Origin of the sequence: Brevundimonas sp. UBA7506 (genome assembly GCF_002479495.1) — a bacterium.
Classification (GTDB): Bacteria; Pseudomonadota; Alphaproteobacteria; order Caulobacterales; family Caulobacteraceae; genus Brevundimonas.
In genome coordinates, this window is record NZ_DLNQ01000010.1 from 25,568 (window position 1) to 39,542 (window position 13,975).

The 13,975-nt window shown below is 67.2% G+C and carries 16 protein-coding genes; 2 read left to right on the forward strand and 14 right to left on the reverse strand.

The features are described 5' to 3' along the window. Positions 1 to 27: 27 nt before the first annotated feature. The 10 genes from bla to B3K53_RS09090 form a co-directional block, all read right to left on the reverse strand. Positions 28 to 927 (reverse strand): class A beta-lactamase, encoded by a 900-nt coding sequence (gene bla, locus B3K53_RS09045; RefSeq protein ID WP_292083893.1) that lies wholly within the window; start codon positions 925 to 927, stop codon positions 28 to 30. A 4-nt stretch (positions 928 to 931) separates the two neighbouring features. Next, entirely contained in the window at positions 932 to 2,344 is a 1,413-nt protein-coding gene (locus B3K53_RS09050) for a sigma-54 interaction domain-containing protein (RefSeq protein WP_292083894.1), read from the reverse strand. A gap of 44 nt (positions 2,345 to 2,388) precedes the next feature. Beyond that, positions 2,389 to 2,721 (reverse strand): flagellar motor switch protein FliN, encoded by a 333-nt coding sequence (gene fliN, locus B3K53_RS09055; RefSeq protein WP_292083895.1) that lies wholly within the window; start codon positions 2,719 to 2,721, stop codon positions 2,389 to 2,391. Beyond that, positions 2,721 to 3,377, reverse strand: coding sequence for a flagellar assembly protein FlbE (locus tag B3K53_RS09060; protein ID WP_292083896.1), 657 nt, complete (start codon positions 3,375 to 3,377; stop codon positions 2,721 to 2,723). The genes fliN and B3K53_RS09060 overlap by 1 nt, the downstream gene beginning before the upstream one ends. 1 nt (position 3,378) lies before the next feature. After that, positions 3,379 to 4,413 (reverse strand): flagellar motor switch protein FliG, encoded by a 1,035-nt coding sequence (gene fliG / locus B3K53_RS09065; RefSeq protein WP_390182848.1) that lies wholly within the window; start codon positions 4,411 to 4,413, stop codon positions 3,379 to 3,381. Continuing rightward, positions 4,413 to 6,050 carry a flagellar basal-body MS-ring/collar protein FliF gene (gene fliF / locus B3K53_RS09070; RefSeq protein ID WP_292083898.1) on the reverse strand — a complete coding sequence of 546 codons (1,638 nt, stop codon included), beginning with the start codon at positions 6,048 to 6,050 and terminating at the stop codon, positions 4,413 to 4,415. The genes fliG and fliF overlap by 1 nt, the downstream gene beginning before the upstream one ends. Before the next feature lie 183 nt (positions 6,051 to 6,233). After that, the gene (locus B3K53_RS09075) at positions 6,234 to 7,331 is read right to left on the reverse strand and encodes a Glu/Leu/Phe/Val family dehydrogenase (RefSeq protein WP_292083899.1); all 1,098 of its coding nucleotides are present in this window, start codon (positions 7,329 to 7,331) and stop codon (positions 6,234 to 6,236) included. A gap of 96 nt (positions 7,332 to 7,427) precedes the next feature. Further along, positions 7,428 to 8,471 carry an alpha/beta fold hydrolase gene (locus tag B3K53_RS09080; RefSeq protein WP_292083900.1) on the reverse strand — a complete coding sequence of 348 codons (1,044 nt, stop codon included), beginning with the start codon at positions 8,469 to 8,471 and terminating at the stop codon, positions 7,428 to 7,430. Then, positions 8,468 to 9,073 carry a uracil-DNA glycosylase family protein gene (locus B3K53_RS09085; RefSeq protein WP_292083902.1) on the reverse strand — a complete coding sequence of 202 codons (606 nt, stop codon included), beginning with the start codon at positions 9,071 to 9,073 and terminating at the stop codon, positions 8,468 to 8,470. Before B3K53_RS09085 ends, B3K53_RS09080 begins: the two co-directional genes overlap by 4 nt. Further along, positions 9,057 to 9,377, reverse strand: coding sequence for a DUF3253 domain-containing protein (locus tag B3K53_RS09090; RefSeq protein WP_292083903.1), 321 nt, complete (start codon positions 9,375 to 9,377; stop codon positions 9,057 to 9,059). The genes B3K53_RS09085 and B3K53_RS09090 overlap by 17 nt, the downstream gene beginning before the upstream one ends. Before the next feature lie 47 nt (positions 9,378 to 9,424). Here B3K53_RS09090 and B3K53_RS09095 point away from each other — a divergent pair, with 47 nt between their 5' ends. Continuing rightward, entirely contained in the window at positions 9,425 to 9,859 is a 435-nt protein-coding gene (locus tag B3K53_RS09095) for a PaaI family thioesterase (protein ID WP_292083904.1), read from the forward strand. Between the two features lies 1 nt (position 9,860). Here B3K53_RS09095 and B3K53_RS09100 read toward each other — a convergent pair whose 3' ends face one another. From B3K53_RS09100 to B3K53_RS09115, 4 genes are all read right to left on the reverse strand, one after another. Further along, positions 9,861 to 10,133, reverse strand: coding sequence for a hypothetical protein (locus tag B3K53_RS09100; RefSeq protein WP_292083906.1), 273 nt, complete (start codon positions 10,131 to 10,133; stop codon positions 9,861 to 9,863). Between the two features lie 40 nt (positions 10,134 to 10,173). Next, positions 10,174 to 10,791, reverse strand: a complete 618-nt coding sequence (locus B3K53_RS09105; RefSeq protein ID WP_292083907.1) for a glutathione S-transferase family protein — start codon at positions 10,789 to 10,791, stop codon at positions 10,174 to 10,176. A 30-nt stretch (positions 10,792 to 10,821) separates the two neighbouring features. Beyond that, a complete protein-coding gene (locus B3K53_RS09110) occupies positions 10,822 to 12,096 on the reverse strand; it encodes a NupC/NupG family nucleoside CNT transporter (protein WP_292083908.1) in 1,275 nt (424 codons plus the stop codon). A gap of 176 nt (positions 12,097 to 12,272) precedes the next feature. Next, positions 12,273 to 13,151 carry a branched-chain amino acid aminotransferase gene (locus B3K53_RS09115; protein ID WP_292083909.1) on the reverse strand — a complete coding sequence of 293 codons (879 nt, stop codon included), beginning with the start codon at positions 13,149 to 13,151 and terminating at the stop codon, positions 12,273 to 12,275. A gap of 89 nt (positions 13,152 to 13,240) precedes the next feature. On the opposite strand from B3K53_RS09115, the gene B3K53_RS09120 reads away from it, so the two are divergent. Continuing rightward, positions 13,241 to 13,972, forward strand: a complete 732-nt coding sequence (locus tag B3K53_RS09120; protein WP_292083910.1) for a response regulator — start codon at positions 13,241 to 13,243, stop codon at positions 13,970 to 13,972. Positions 13,973 to 13,975 lie beyond the last annotated feature (3 nt).

Below are 13,975 nucleotides of genomic sequence, written 5' to 3' on the forward strand. Positions count from 1 at the left end.
CCGCCTGATGACAGGATTCGCGTGGTCTCAGCCATGCCCCAGCGCCTTGAGCGCCAGACGGGTGGCGTCGGCGATGACGGCGTCCCGTTGTTCCGGCGTCGATTCCGACGTCGCCTCGTAATAGACGGCGATGGGCATGGCTGTATGAACGGCGCTGGACGCAGCCGCCTTTCCATCCCATTTGGGGACAAGATAGCCGATGTCATTGGTCGGCCCGGAACCGCCTGTCCCCGTCTTGTGCAGAAGAGCCCAGTCCTGAGGATCAAGAGCAGCGCGGATTCGTCCCGCTCCAGCAGGTGAGCCACCCCACATGATCATGTGCGGCGCGGAGGCCGCCGGTTTGAACACTTCAGGCTGCAGCCAGGCCAGATTATGCGCCGTCTGCGCCGGCGTCGTCGTGTCCATATCGTCACCGACGATATTGAGATGGGGCTCCCAGCGATCGACCCGCGTGACCTGATCGCCGATCGCGCGATACCACATCCGCCAGGCGTCCAGACCGCCCATCTCGCGGATCAGGATGTTGGCGGCGGGATTGTCGCTGACCGTCACAGCCGCCTCGCACAGCTTCTGAATGGTCAGGCTTGAGCCGACCGCCGGTTCCGTCACCGGGGCGTGGCTGATCATGTCGGCGGCGGTGATCGGGATGGCGCGATCCAGGCGCTCCTCGCCCCGCGCCACGCGTTGCAGGGTGGCCGCCGCCAGGAAGAGCTTGAAGGTCGAGCAATAGGTGAAGCGTTCGTCAGCGCGCCACAGCAAACGGCCGTGCGGCCCTTGCAGGACGAAGCCGAGGCGTCCGCCGTGACGGGCCTCCAGCCCTGAAAGATCCAGCGCCTGATCGACCTTGGACGGAACCTCGGCGGCGCATCCGGCCGTCAGTCCAAGCGCCCCGGTGCCCAGCAGAATCGTCCGGCGGTCGGCGTGCATGGGTCTAGCCCGCCGCGCCGTAGGCGGCGGCGACGCCCGACTGGGGCGCCGGGATGGCCGTGCCTTCATCCGCGTATTCGTTCAGCTTGTTACGCAGGGTGCGGATCGAGATGCCCAGGATGGTCGCCGCATGGGTGCGGTTGCCCAGGCAGTGGTTCAGGGTGTCGAGGATCAGGGTCTTTTCCATCTCGGCCACGGTCTGACCGACGAAGCTGCGGGTCATGGCGTCGGCCATCTGGGCCGCATGACCGGCGACGCCGGCGTCATAGGTCGAGGCGATGGGCGACGGAGCCGCCGTGCCGCCTTCCAGCAGGGGACGGCCGTCCGGCAGGCGGATGGCGTCAATGTCGATCTCGGCCCCCGTCGCCAGCAGGACGGCGCGGTGCATGGCGTTTTCCAGCTCGCGCACGTTGCCGGGCCAGCGGTGGCCGACCAGAGCGCGGCGGGCCTCGACCGAAATCGGGCGCGGCGGCACGCCGTTGGCGGCGGCGTACTTGCGGATGAAGTGGTCGCACAGGACGGCGATGTCGCCCGGACGCTCGCGCAAGGACGGCAGGCGCAGGTTCACCACGTTCAGGCGGTACAGCAGGTCTTCGCGGAAGGTCCCGTCGGCCACGGCCTTGGCCAGATCGCGGTTCGAGGTGGCGATGATGCGGATGTTGACCGGCACGGGCTTGGAGCCGCCGACCCGGTCGATGACCCGTTCCTGAATGGCGCGCAGCAGCTTGGCCTGCAGGCGGGCGTCCATCTCGCTGATTTCGTCCAGAAGCAGGGTGCCGCCGTCGGCCTCCTCGAACTTGCCGATGCGGCGGGCCACGGCGCCGGTGAAGGCGCCCTTCTCGTGGCCGAACAGCTCGGATTCCAGCAGGTTGTCGGGGATGGCGGCGCAGTTGACGCTGATGAAGGGCTTGTCGGCGCGCTTGGACCCGGTGTGCAGATGACGGGCCATCACCTCCTTGCCGACACCGCTTTCACCGGTGATTAGGATGGAGGCTTCCGAGCGCGCCACCTGGTCGGCCAGGCCGATGACGGCCTTCATGGCCGGATCGGCCGAGATCATCGGGCGTTCGTCGTCGGCCACGGCGGACAGGACGGCGGCGATCAGGTCCGCCTCGGGCGGCAGGGGAATGAACTCCTTGGCCCCGGCGCGGATGGCGTCGGCGGCTTCACGGGCGTCGGCGTCCACCCCGCAGGCCACGACCGGGACGTGGATGCGCTCGGCGTCGTTGGCGGCGATCAGGGCGGCGATGTCGATGCGGTAGTCGACCATCATCAGGTCGGCCCCCTGCCCGCGCCGCAGTTGCTCGGTCGCCTGATCGGCGCGCTCGACGTGCTGCACCTTGGCGCCGTGCGCCATGGCCATCTTCACCGCCGTCGCCAGCTGTCCGCTGAGCCTGCCAACCACCAGAAGCCGCATGGGTCTTCTCCTCTAGATCTCTACTGCGAAAACCGGGCGGCCAATCAGGCGCCCGAGTCCTCGGTCTTGATGATTTCCGTCATGGTCACGCCCAGACGGTCCTCGACGACGACGACCTCCCCGCGGGCGACCAGGCGGTTGTTGACGAAGATGTCGATGGCCTCGCCGACCTTGCGGTCCAGCTCCAGCACGCTGCCGCGGTTCAGCTTCAGCAGCTGGGCGACCGACATATGGGCCTTGCCCAGAACGGCGGAGATGTTGACCGGCACGTCGAAGACGGTGGCCAGGTCGGCGGCGGACTTGTCCCCCCCCTCGTCGGCGAGGGTCAGGGCGGTGGAGTCGCCGAACTCTTCCAGCGAGAGATCGTCGGTGGCCATCAGAAGGCGCTCCTGTCGAGGGATTCAGCATGGCCGGCCTCGGCCGCGAGCGCAGCCTCCAGCGCGGCGGAAACGCGGGCGGCGACGCCCTCGGGATCGAACTCGGCGCGGCCGTCGGCCCATTCCAGGGCGAAGGCGGCGGCGGGCGCGCCGACATCCTCGCGGAAGGCGATCAGACCGGTGAAACCGGCGTCGGCGCACAGGGCCTCGATGTGGGCGCGGCTCGTCTCGTCCAGACCGGCGGCCCGCACCAGAAGGCGCGGCGAGGCGTCGATTTCCTGAGCCAGCTGCTCGATGGCGGCTTCCAGCGGACGGCGCGGGAAGCGGTCAAAGGCGGCGGAGGCCAGGACGCGGGCGGCGGCGACCGCCAGCTCGGCCGACTGACGGCGATGGGCCTCGGCGATGGCGCTGAGGGCGCCGGCGGCATGAGCCGCCTGCTGGGCCAGGGTCGACAGGGCGTCGGCGCGCAGGGCCTCGACCTCGGCAAGAGCCTGCTGACGGGCCTCCAGACGGGCCTGCGCCACCAGAGCGTCGACCTCGGCCGGAGCGAAGGATCGCTTGACCGGCTGCCAGGCCGAGGGACGCACGACGTCGCCCGAGGCGTCGAACTCGGTGTCGAAGATGAAGGGGCGTGCAGTGGAGGGGATGCCGGTCATGTCAGTAGATCAACTCGTCGTCAGCGCCCTGGCCGGCCAGCATGATGTCGCCGCGCGCGGCCAGATCCTTGGCCACCTGGACCATGGTCATCTGGGCGGCGTCGACGTCCTTGAGGCGCACAGGGCCCATCGACTCCATGTCCTCCCGCATGATCTTCGAGGCGCGCTCGGACATGTTGGAGAAGAACATTTCGCGCAGGGAATCCGAAGCGCCCTTCAGCGCCAGGCCCAGTTGGTCCTTCTCGACCGCCCGCAGCAGGGTCTGCACGCCGCCGGGATCCAGCTTGGACAGGTCCTCGAAGACGAACATCAGCGAGCGGATGCGCTCGGCCGAGTCGCGGCTGCGTTCCTCCAGGGCGCCGATGAAGCGGGCCTCGGTCTGGCGGTCGAAGCTGTTGAAGATGTCGGCCATCAGTTCGTGGCTGTCGCGCTTGGAGGTGCGGGCCAGGTTGGACATGAACTCGGTGCGCAGGGTCTGCTCGATCTTGTCCAGGATGTCGCGCTGCACCGGCTCCATGCGCAGCATCCGCTGGACGCATTCCAGGGCGAAATCTTCAGGCAGGGCCGTCAGCACACGCGAGGCGTGGTCGGGCTTCACCTTGGACAGGATGACGGCGACCGTCTGCGGGTATTCGTTCTTCAGATAGTTGGCGAGGACGGCCTCGTTCACATTGCCGAGCTTGTCCCACATGGTCCGCCCGGCCGGGCCGCGGATTTCCTCCATCAGGGCGTCCACACGGTCGCCCGGCATGAAGGAGGCCAGCAGGCGCTGGGTCTGCTCGTAGCTGCCCATCAGGGCGCCGGCGCCGCCGATGCCCGAGACGAACTCGACCAGGACTTCCTCGACCACCGAAGCGGCCACGGTTCCGAGACCGGCCATGGCCTGGGAGACCTCCTTGATCTCCTCCTCGTCCAGCTGCTGCCAGAGGATGGTGTGCTCTTCGCCCAGGGACAGCAGGACGACGGCCGCCTTTTCAGGCCCCGTCAGCTTGCGGATGTCGTCGATCGGACCCTTTTTGCTCACGAGACGGGTCATTAGCTTTCATGCACCCAGGAGCGGAGGATGGCGGTGGATTCCTCCGGGTGGGAGTCGACGAAGTCCGCGACCTTCTTGATCGAGGAGGCCTTCACCTGGCCCTCGATGCGGGCGATGTCGAGCCGCTGTTCCATGTCGGTCGGCCCCGCCAGCATCTGGGGCTGGCCCGGCAGGACGCCGCCGACGATCTGGGCGTCCAGCGGGGTCACGGGAACGCCGTCGGCGCCGACCAGGGCGGGCGCACCGGCGCCGCCGGTGGCCGTCTTCAGCAGGGGACGCACGACGAAGAAGATCAGCAGCAGCCCGGTCACCAGCAGGACCAGCAGCTCGACGCCGCGCATGATGTCGTTCTTGTCGAAGTTGAACATCGACGAGCCTTCGTCCGCGCCCGGCGCCGCCGAGGGTTCGCGGTTGAAGCGGACGTTGACCACCTCGATCTTGTCGCCCCGCGTCTCATCGATGCCCACGGCGGCGGCGACCAGGGTCTTGATCTGCTGAACTTCCTCGGCGGTGCGCGGGGCGTAGGTCGGCTCGCCCTTGCCGTCGGCGGCGGGGGTGTACTTGCCGTCCACGGCGACCGAGACCGACAGCTTCTTGACCTCGCCCGGCTCCTTCACCGTCGTCGTCGTGGTGTTGGAGATCTCGTAGTTGGTCGTCTCGGTGTTTTCCGAGTTGGTCGAGCCGATCGGCGTGGTGTTCGGGGCCTGACCGCCCGGGATGTTGTTGGTGGCGGTGACCCCGCCGTCGGCCTGACCCGTCGTGTCCTGCGACTGGGAGCCATTGGTAGAGGTCGAGCGGACGACCTGACCGTCGGGATCGAACTTCTGTTCCTGGGTGGTCGAGCGGCTGTGGTCGATGTCGGCCGTCACCTGGACGCGGGCCGCGCCGGCGCCGACGACGCCCTCGACGATGTCCTTGATGCGGGTCTGGAGCTGGGACTCGGTCGTGGCCTTGGCGGCCTCGGCGGTAGCGGAGGTGAAGCCGGTGTCTTCCGAGCCGGCGACCAGGGTGCGGTTGGACTGATCCGTCACCGTGACCTTGTCCGGCTTCAGGTTCGGCACCGAGGAAGCGACGACGTTGCGGATGGCGCGGACCTGATCGGCGCTGAGGTCGCGACCGCCGACGCCCACGACCACGGCGGCGGTGGGGTCGGTGGCGGCGGCCTGGAACATCTCGCGGCGCGGCATGGTGATGTGGACGCGGGCCGAGGTGATGCCGCGCATCGACATGATGGTGCGCGACAGCTCGCCTTGCAGGGCGCGCTGCTCGTTCAGGTTCTGCTGGAACTCGGTCTGACCCAGAACCGACTGGTTGTCGAAGATCTCGTAGCCGACGCTGCCCGATGTCACGAGCCCCTTGCCCGCCAGCATCAGGCGCGCCGTGCCGACCTCGTCACGGCTGACGAAGATGGTCGAGCCGTCGCCCTTGGAACTGTACTTGATGCCCGCCTGATCCAGGGCGGCGCCGATCTCGGAGGCTTCGCGCAGGTCAAGGTTGGAATAGAGCAGAGCGTCGGGCGCCTGGCCCACACGCAGCATGACGGCGACCAGCACCGCGGCCACGCCGGCGGCGACGCCGAGCACCGCGGCCAGACGGCCGATACCGAACTTCTGCAACGCCGCCGTGAAGCCGCCCACGCGTCCCCGCCCATCCACTGACGGGATGAACTGATCCCGCTAGGCAGAAAGTGCCGCGTGGATGGTAAACGCCGCGTTAAGATGCGTTAAAGATTGAGGGAATCCGAGTGGCTCTCGCCGGACAAGCAGAAGGCGGCGCGCCTTTCGACGCGCCGCCTTCTCTGAGTTTCAGCCGATGAAGGCTTAGGCCGCCTTCAGCAGCTCGGCCTTCTGATCCGCCGCCGCATGGATGCGGGCTTCGGCGATCGCGTCAGCGATCAGGTGGGTCGGCTTGTTCTCGACGACCGAACGCTCGAGGATTTCCTCGAAGGTCTCCATCAGGCGCGACAGCTTGCCCTCGACCCACGAGGCGTCATAGGCGCCGCCCGACTGGCGAGCGTTCATTTCCGAGGCGACGTTGATGATGCCGCCGCCGTTGACGACGTAGTCCGGCGCATACAGCACGCCGCGACGGAACAGTTCGTCGCCGATGTCGGCGGTGGCCAACTGGTTGTTGGCCGCGCCGCAGACGGCCTTGACCTTGAGGCGGTCCAGGGTCTGCAGGTTCAGCGTCGCGCCGAGGGCGCAGGGCGCATAGATGTCGGCGGCGACGTCATAGATGGCGTCCGGGGCGACGATTTCAGCGCCGGTCGCGGCGGCGACGGCTTCCAGATTGGCCTGGTTGACGTCGGTGATGATCAGCTTGGCGCCGGCCTTGTGCAGCTTCTCGGCCAGATAGGCGCCGACGTGGCCCACGCCCTGGATGGCGACGGTCAGGCCGGTCATGTCGTCCTGCTTGAACAGGCGGCGAGCCACGACCAGGTTCGAGCGGAAGACGCCCTCGGCGGTGACGGGGCTGGGGTCGCCCGAGGCTTCCGGGCCGTCCTTCAGGCCCAGGACATATTCGGTGACCTTGCGGGCTTCGGCGATGTCCTCGACCGAGGTGCCGACGTCTTCGGCGGCGTAGTAGTTGCCGCCCAGGCCGTTCAGGGCGCGACCGAAGGCGCGGAACAGCTCCGGCGATTTCTGGGTGCGGCTGTCGCCGATGATGACCGACTTGCCGCCGCCCATTTCCAGATCGGCCACGGCGTTCTTGTAGCTCATACCCTTGGACAGACGCAGGACGTCCTCGAGCGCCTCGGCGGCGGTGGCGTAGTTCCACATGCGGGTGCCGCCGACGGCCGGACCGCGGGCGGTGGAGTGAACCGCGACGATGGCCTTCAGGCCGGTTTTCTCGTCATGGAAGGCGTGGACGCCTTCATGGTTCGCGAAAGAAGGGGAATCAAACAGCGTCTTGCCCATGACAGGCCTTTCCTGGGGTATTTTTTATGCGCGTGGAGATACGCCGCGCCCGCCTACAGGGCAAGCGTGTCGGTTTCGCGTCAGGAAAAGGCGCGTTCAGCGCGCTTTCGGGTCAGCCCGCAGGGCCGGAAGCACCGGTCCGGCGCCGGACGGCAAGGGGGCGGCGGCGTCGCGCAACCAAGCCTCGACATCGCGATAGACGACCTCGCCCTGAAGGTCGCGGTTCAGGATGTGCCAGCCGTTCGGGTAATAGGCCGTACGCAAATCGGGCCGGTCGCCCGCCCGTTCCAGCGCCAGTCGCATCGGCCCCTTGCGCACGATCTGGTCGTGGGCGCCGTAGAGCAGCAGGGTCGGCTTCTGGACCGCGCCGAGGCGCAGCGACGCCGCCTCCATCAAATCGACCAGACCATGCATGGAATCGAAGCGGGTCGAGATGATGCTTTGCGGATCGCGGCCGTTGCGGATCAGTTCCAGGGTATTGTCGGAGGCGCGAATGTTGCGAACGGCGAAGGCCGGCGGTTCGACCGCCTTGTCGCCCATCAGGCGGGCGGCGGCCCAGAGCCCCGCGCGGTTGAACGGACTCTGGCTGGACCAGCCCCAGACCCCGGGGGCCAGCAGGATCACCCGGTCGGCATCGGGCGGGGCCTCGCCTCCGAAGGCGGCGATGGTCGAGGAGCCGCCCATGCTCTCACCCGCCACCACGATCAGGGCGTTGGGCCGTTCGGCGCGCACCAGAGACACGATGGTGCGCAGGTCGGCGCTGGTCAGGCTTTCGGGTGCGAACTCGCCGCGATGGGGCGACAGGCCGAAGCCGCGCTGATCATAGGCCCAGGTCTCGATGCCGCGTGTCGCCCACCACGGCCCGGCCAGCCGGAATGAGGCGTAGTGGTCGTTGAAGCCGTGCAGGGCGACGATGACGGCCCAGGGTTCCTGCCCCTCAGGGCTCCAGCGCAGATAAGGCAGTCGCGCGCCGTCCTGAACGACGAAGGCGCCGCGATCCAGCGTACCGGCCTCTATGCGCGGCCCAGTGAAACCAAGCGGCGGGGTCTGTGGGCCTTGCAGATGCGGCGTGGCGCAGGCGGACAGGACGAGCGAAAGGGCGAAAAGGCCCCCAGTCAGTCCGCTTCGTCCGATGCTCACGCCAGAATCTCCGCTGTCCTCTGGCGAAGGTAGGGCAGAACCTCGGCCTCGAACCAAGGGTTTTTCCGCAGCCAGGCCGTATTGCGCCACGACGGGTGCGGCAAGGGCAGGATGGCGGGGGCGTAGTCGCGCCACGCGCGGACGGTTTCGGTCATGTTGGATCGGGCCCGGTCGTCCAAGGCCCAGGTCTGGGCGTAGCCGCCGACCAGCAGGGTCAGCTCGACCTTCGGCAGTTCGGCCAGCAGGCGGGTCCGCCACAACTCGGCGCAGCGGCGCGGCGGGGGATAGTCGCCGCCTTTCGGGTCGGTGCCGGGGAAACAGAAGGCCTGGGCCGCCACGCCCAGACGCGGGTCGCCGAAGAAGGTCGCCTCGTCCACGCCCAGCCAGTCGCGCAGACGAACGCCGGACGGATCGGTGAAGGGCAGACCGCTCTCATGCACCCGCCGTCCCGGCGCCTGGCCGCAGATCAGCAGGCGCGTTTCGGGCGTGACCATGACCACCGGGCGCGGCGTGTGAGGCAACTGCCCCAGACACGCCCGGCAGGCGCGGATCTCGGCCAGGACGTCGTCCAGGCCAGTCTCCGGTTCAGTCGAAATCGTCATCCGAGGCTTCGACCGGCGGCAGGGCCGCCAGAGCAGCGGCCGTCTCGGCCTCGGTCGGCAGGCGCAGACGGATCACGCCCTTGAAGGCGTTCGGATCGACCGCCTTGCCCTTCTTGGTGATGGTCAGCTTGCCCTGACGCATCAGGCCCAGGGCCGTGGCGCGGACCTTGGGCAGCATGCGCTGCCACTGCTCGGGCTGCAGCTCCTTGGCCACGTCCGAGGGTTCAATGCTCTTGCCGCCGACGTTCTTGGGGTCGGCCTTGGCCAGTTTTTCGAAAATGGCCGCTTCGATTGGATCGCTCATCGGGTCTATATGCTGCACCGCAAGATCGGAAAGAAGGCGTAATCGGCATGGTCGCGAAAATCACCATCACGGAAGGCGAGTTCGCCGGCTGGCAGACCTATGACCTGCACGACACTTTCGACGTGGTGGTCGGCCCCTTCTACGGCAAGCTGGACCCCGACGGTCATATGCGCTGCGCCTTCCGCGCCGAACAGAAGCACATGAACGCCGGCGGCCGGATGCACGGCGGCTGCCTGATGACCTTCGCCGACATCGCCATGTTCCAGATCGCCTATCAGGAGATGGAAGGCGCCTCGGGCGTGACGGTGCAACTGGATTCCACCTTCATCGACGGCGCCTATGTGGGCGAACTGATCGAGGCGACCGGTCAGGTCACCAAGGCGGGCAAGAGTCTGATCTTCGTGCGCGGCCAGATCAATACGGGCGAGCGGCTGCTGATGACCTTCTCGGGCGTGATCCGGAAGTTCACGCCTCGGGCCTGACCTATCTGGTAGCGGCGTAAACGACGCGGCAATCGCCATCGACCGTGGTGTAACGACTGTTCGCGGCGTCCACGAAAGCCACGCGGCCCCCGTCGCTGTATTCGACCTTGCCGGTCGAACGGCCCTTGAAGATTTCGACGCCATAACTCCAGCAGGTGATGTCCGCCGGGCGGTCGCTGAAGGTCGCATCATTGCGCGCGCGTCGGCTTTCCGTACAGGCGGCGGCGGATACGGCGAGACCGAGGACGAGGGCGATCGTAACTGCTCTGTTCATGCCGCACAGCTTGGCATGACGAACAGGGGTCGAAAAGCCTTTAGACGCCCGCTTTCGCCGCCGGGCGGGCGCGGCAAGCCTCCAGCCAGCGGGCCAGATGGGTGAACTCTTCGGGCGGGCGGTATTTGACCAGGCGGGCGAAATCCAGCCCCACGGCGGCGACGATGTCGGCGATGGTGAAACGGTCGGCGGCGATGAATTCGTGCTCGGCCAGTTGGCGATCCAGCAAACGCATGAACTTCTCGGCGCCGAGGCGACTGTATTCCGCCACCTGGGGCTGGGGCGCTTCGAGCGCGGCGAGCGCCGGGTGGCTGAAGCGCACGTTCAGCATCATGGGGTTGGCCAGATACATTTCGCACCGGCGCGTCCACATCTCGATGATCGCCTGTTCCCTGGGGTCGCGCCCGAACAGGTTGGGCTCTGGATAAAGGGCCTCCAGATAGCGGCAGATGGCAATGGATTCAGAGATGCAGGTCCCGTCGTCCAGTTCCAGCGCCGGGACATGCGGCACGCCGACCTTGGCGCGATAGGCAGCAGTGCGGTGCTCGCCCGCCAGCAGGTCGATCTCGACCCCTTCGACGTCGGATACGCCCTTTTCCGCCATGACCCAGCGGACCCGGCGCGGATTGGGGGCACGGCGGCTTTCGTAAAGCTTCATGAAACGCCCCTCGGGTGATCGTCAGAAAGGCTACTGTCCGAAGACGGAGGCGGGCAAGGCCCCGACGATGCAGGCGGTCATCAGGGTGGCCAGGAAGCCCGCCAGCAGGGCCTTCCACACCAGACCCAGAACTTCTTCGCGGCGCTCGGGCATCAGCACCGACAGTCCGGTGACGGTGATGCCCACCGAACCGATGTTGGCGAAGCCGCACAGGGCGTAGGTCATCAGCATCCGGGTGCGCTCGCTCATCTCGCCGTCGGGCACCGCGCCCAGTTTGATGAAGGCGACGAACTCGGTCAGGGTCAGCTTGACGCCCAGCAGCCAGCCGGCGGTGTGGGCGTCCGCCCATTCCACCCCGGTCAGCCAGGCGACGGGGGCGAAGACCACGCCTAGGATGCGCTCGACGCTCAACGGTTCCCCGCCGATCCAGAAGGCGCCCAGCATGACGTTGGCCAGGGCCACCAGGGCCACGAAAACGATCAGCACGGCCGAGATGTTCAGCACCACCATCAGGCCGTCCGACGTGCCCTTGACGATGGCGTCGATGGAGCTGTCGTACTTCAGCGCCGAGTTGTAGTCGGCGACCGCCCCGCCCTCGCCCGGCTTCTCGGGGATCATGACGCGGGCCAGAAGGACGCCCGCCGGGGCCGAAACTATGGAGGCGACCAGGACGTGGCCCGCCGCATTGGTCAGCACCGGCGACAGAATGGTGGCGTAGGCCACCATGGTCGAGCCGGCGACGGTGGCCAGACCCACCACCATCATCAGGAACAGTTCCGAGCGGGTCAGCTTGTCCAGATAGGCGCGGATGACGATGGGGCTCTCGATCATGCCGAGGAAGACGTTCGCCGCGACCGCCAGGGCCGAGGCGCCGCCCAGACCCATGGTGCGCTGGAACAGGAAGCCGAAGCCTAGGGTGATCCACTTCAGGATCTTCCAGTGCCACAGCAGGGCCGACAGGGCCGAGATCACCAGAATCAGCGGCAGAACCTTGAAGGCGAAGGTGAACAGGGCGCCTTCATTGGCCACGGCGTAGGGCTGATCCCCGCCCGCCAGATAGCCGAAGACGAACTTGGTCCCCTCCTCGGTCGCCAGCTCCAGTCCCTTCACGGCGTTGTTGATGCCGTCCAGCACCACCTGCGAGCCGGGAATGGCGAAGGTCGCCAGGATCAGGGCCGCCTGCACCAGCACCGCCCCGATGGCCAGACGCCACGGGAAGAGCTTGCGGTTCTCGGACAGGGCCCAGCAGACGGCGATGATGACGATCAGGCCGAACAGGCTCTGCAGGTTCAGAAGGCTGAACATGGAAAAGGCGGCTCCGCGACCGGCCGACGGCCAGCAGCCGCCCTTGAAATCTGCTTGAACGCTACCGCGCGCCCTCTGGTCAAGAGCGCATGCGGCGTCCTGCCGCGCCCGGCCTCGGCTCCCGCGCTGAAGGCGTGCAAGAAAAAGGCGGAGGGTGAGCCCTCCGCCTGTTCCGATCAGAGCTGGCCGCGGACCAGCTTGCCGTAGTCGTCCATCAAGGTCAGCGACAGTTCGCCCGGCGTGAAGCGATAGTCGCCGATTTCGCTGACCGGGGTGACCTCGGCGGCCGAGCCGGTGAGGAAGCATTCCGAGAAGCTCGACAGCTCTTCCGGCAGGATGTCGCGGATCACCACCTCGATGCCCTTGGCCTGGGCCATCTCGATCACGGTCTGGCGGGTGATGCCGTCCAGGATGTGGTCCACGCGCGGGGTGTGCAGGGCGCCGTTCTGGACGAAGAAGACGTTGGCGCCGGTGGCTTCGGCGACATAGCCGCGCCAGTCCAGCATCATGGCGTCGGCGAAGCCGCGCTTCTCAGCCGCCGTCTTGGACATGGTGCAGATCATGTAGAGGCCGCCGGCCTTGGCCGTCGAGGGGGCGGTGGCCGGGTCGGGGCGGCGCCACTTGGCCCACTCCAGACGGATGCCCTTCTTCTTGACCTCGGGGTCGAAATAGCTGGGCCATTCCCAGGCCGCGATAGCCAGGTGGACCTTGCTGTTCAGCGAGGAGACGCTCAGCTGCTCGGCGCCCAGATAGGCCACCGGACGAATGTAGCAGTCGGTCAGACCGTTCTTTTCACAGGTTTCCTTGCAGGCGGCGTCGATCTCGGCCACGCTGTATGGAATGTCGAAGTCCAGCAGCTCGGCCGAGCGCTTCAGCCGTTGGCTGTGCGCCGTCAGCTTGAAGATTTCGCCGCCATACATACGCTCACCCTCGAACACCGACGAGCCGTAGTGAAGGCCATGGGTCAGAACGTGCGTTTTCGCGTCCCTCCAGGGCACGAACGCGCCGTCAAACCAGATCCAGCCGTCACGATCGTCGAAAGGAACGAAGGCCATTGAATAACGTCTCCTCGGGATGTGGTCCGGTTACACTCTTCTCTCCCGCCGCCGTCAACGCCTTTGCGTTCGGCAGGATCGCCTAAGACATGACTGATACGCGCTCGAACGGCCGCTCCGGCCCCATCGCTGCTCCCGGCGCCGGCCGCCATCTGCTGGTCGTCGACGACGACGACAGAATCCGCGAGCTGCTCAAAGAGTTCCTGACGCGCGAGGGCTATCGCGTCACGGGCGCCGCCCACGCGGGCGCGGCGCGGCGTCTGGTCGAGCTGATCGAGTTCGACCTGATCGTGCTGGACGTCATGATGCCGGGCGAAAGCGGTTTTGACCTGACCAGCTGGATCCGTAGCCAGGCCTCGCTGTCCAAGACCCCCGTCCTGCTGCTGACCGCCAAGGGCGACCCCAACGACCGCATCGAGGGCCTGTCGCGCGGGGCCGACGACTATATGTCCAAGCCCTTTGATCCGCGCGAACTGGCGCTGCGGGTCGAGGCCATCCTGCGCCGCACCGGCGGCAAGCCGATGACCCCCCGCGAGATCCACATGGGACCGGCGGTCTTCGACATGGAGCGGCTGGAGCTGACCCGCGACGGCGAACTGCAACGCCTGACCGAGGCCGAGGCGCAACTGCTGAAGACCCTGGCCATCCACGCGCATTCGCCGGTCGAGCGGATGAACCTGTCGCCCGACACCGCCGACATCACCGGCCGCGCCGTCGACGTCCAGGTGACGCGCCTGCGCCGCAAGCTGGAAGCCGATCCCAAGAACCCGCGCTATCTGCAGACCGTGCGCGGCGTCGGCTACATGCTGGCGCCGGACTGATCG

Coding starts and splice junctions, on each gene's coding strand:
- bla (WP_292083893.1), bottom strand. CDS start 927: ATGCACGCCGACCGCCGGACGATTCTGCTGGGCACCGGGGCGCTTGGA.
- B3K53_RS09050 (WP_292083894.1), bottom strand. CDS start 2,344: ATGCGGCTTCTGGTGGTTGGCAGGCTCAGCGGACAGCTGGCGACGGCG.
- fliN (WP_292083895.1), bottom strand. CDS start 2,721: ATGGCCACCGACGATCTCTCGCTGGAAGAGTTCGGCGACTCCACCGCC.
- B3K53_RS09060 (WP_292083896.1), bottom strand. CDS start 3,377: ATGACCGGCATCCCCTCCACTGCACGCCCCTTCATCTTCGACACCGAG.
- fliG (WP_390182848.1), bottom strand. CDS start 4,413: ATGACCCGTCTCGTGAGCAAAAAGGGTCCGATCGACGACATCCGCAAG.
- B3K53_RS09075 (WP_292083899.1), bottom strand. CDS start 7,331: ATGGGCAAGACGCTGTTTGATTCCCCTTCTTTCGCGAACCATGAAGGC.
- B3K53_RS09085 (WP_292083902.1), bottom strand. CDS start 9,073: ATGACGATTTCGACTGAACCGGAGACTGGCCTGGACGACGTCCTGGCC.
- B3K53_RS09090 (WP_292083903.1), bottom strand. CDS start 9,377: ATGAGCGATCCAATCGAAGCGGCCATTTTCGAAAAACTGGCCAAGGCC.
- B3K53_RS09095 (WP_292083904.1), top strand. CDS start 9,425: ATGGTCGCGAAAATCACCATCACGGAAGGCGAGTTCGCCGGCTGGCAG.
- B3K53_RS09100 (WP_292083906.1), bottom strand. CDS start 10,133: ATGAACAGAGCAGTTACGATCGCCCTCGTCCTCGGTCTCGCCGTATCC.
- B3K53_RS09105 (WP_292083907.1), bottom strand. CDS start 10,791: ATGAAGCTTTACGAAAGCCGCCGTGCCCCCAATCCGCGCCGGGTCCGC.
- B3K53_RS09110 (WP_292083908.1), bottom strand. CDS start 12,096: ATGTTCAGCCTTCTGAACCTGCAGAGCCTGTTCGGCCTGATCGTCATC.
- B3K53_RS09115 (WP_292083909.1), bottom strand. CDS start 13,151: ATGGCCTTCGTTCCTTTCGACGATCGTGACGGCTGGATCTGGTTTGAC.
- B3K53_RS09120 (WP_292083910.1), top strand. CDS start 13,241: ATGACTGATACGCGCTCGAACGGCCGCTCCGGCCCCATCGCTGCTCCC.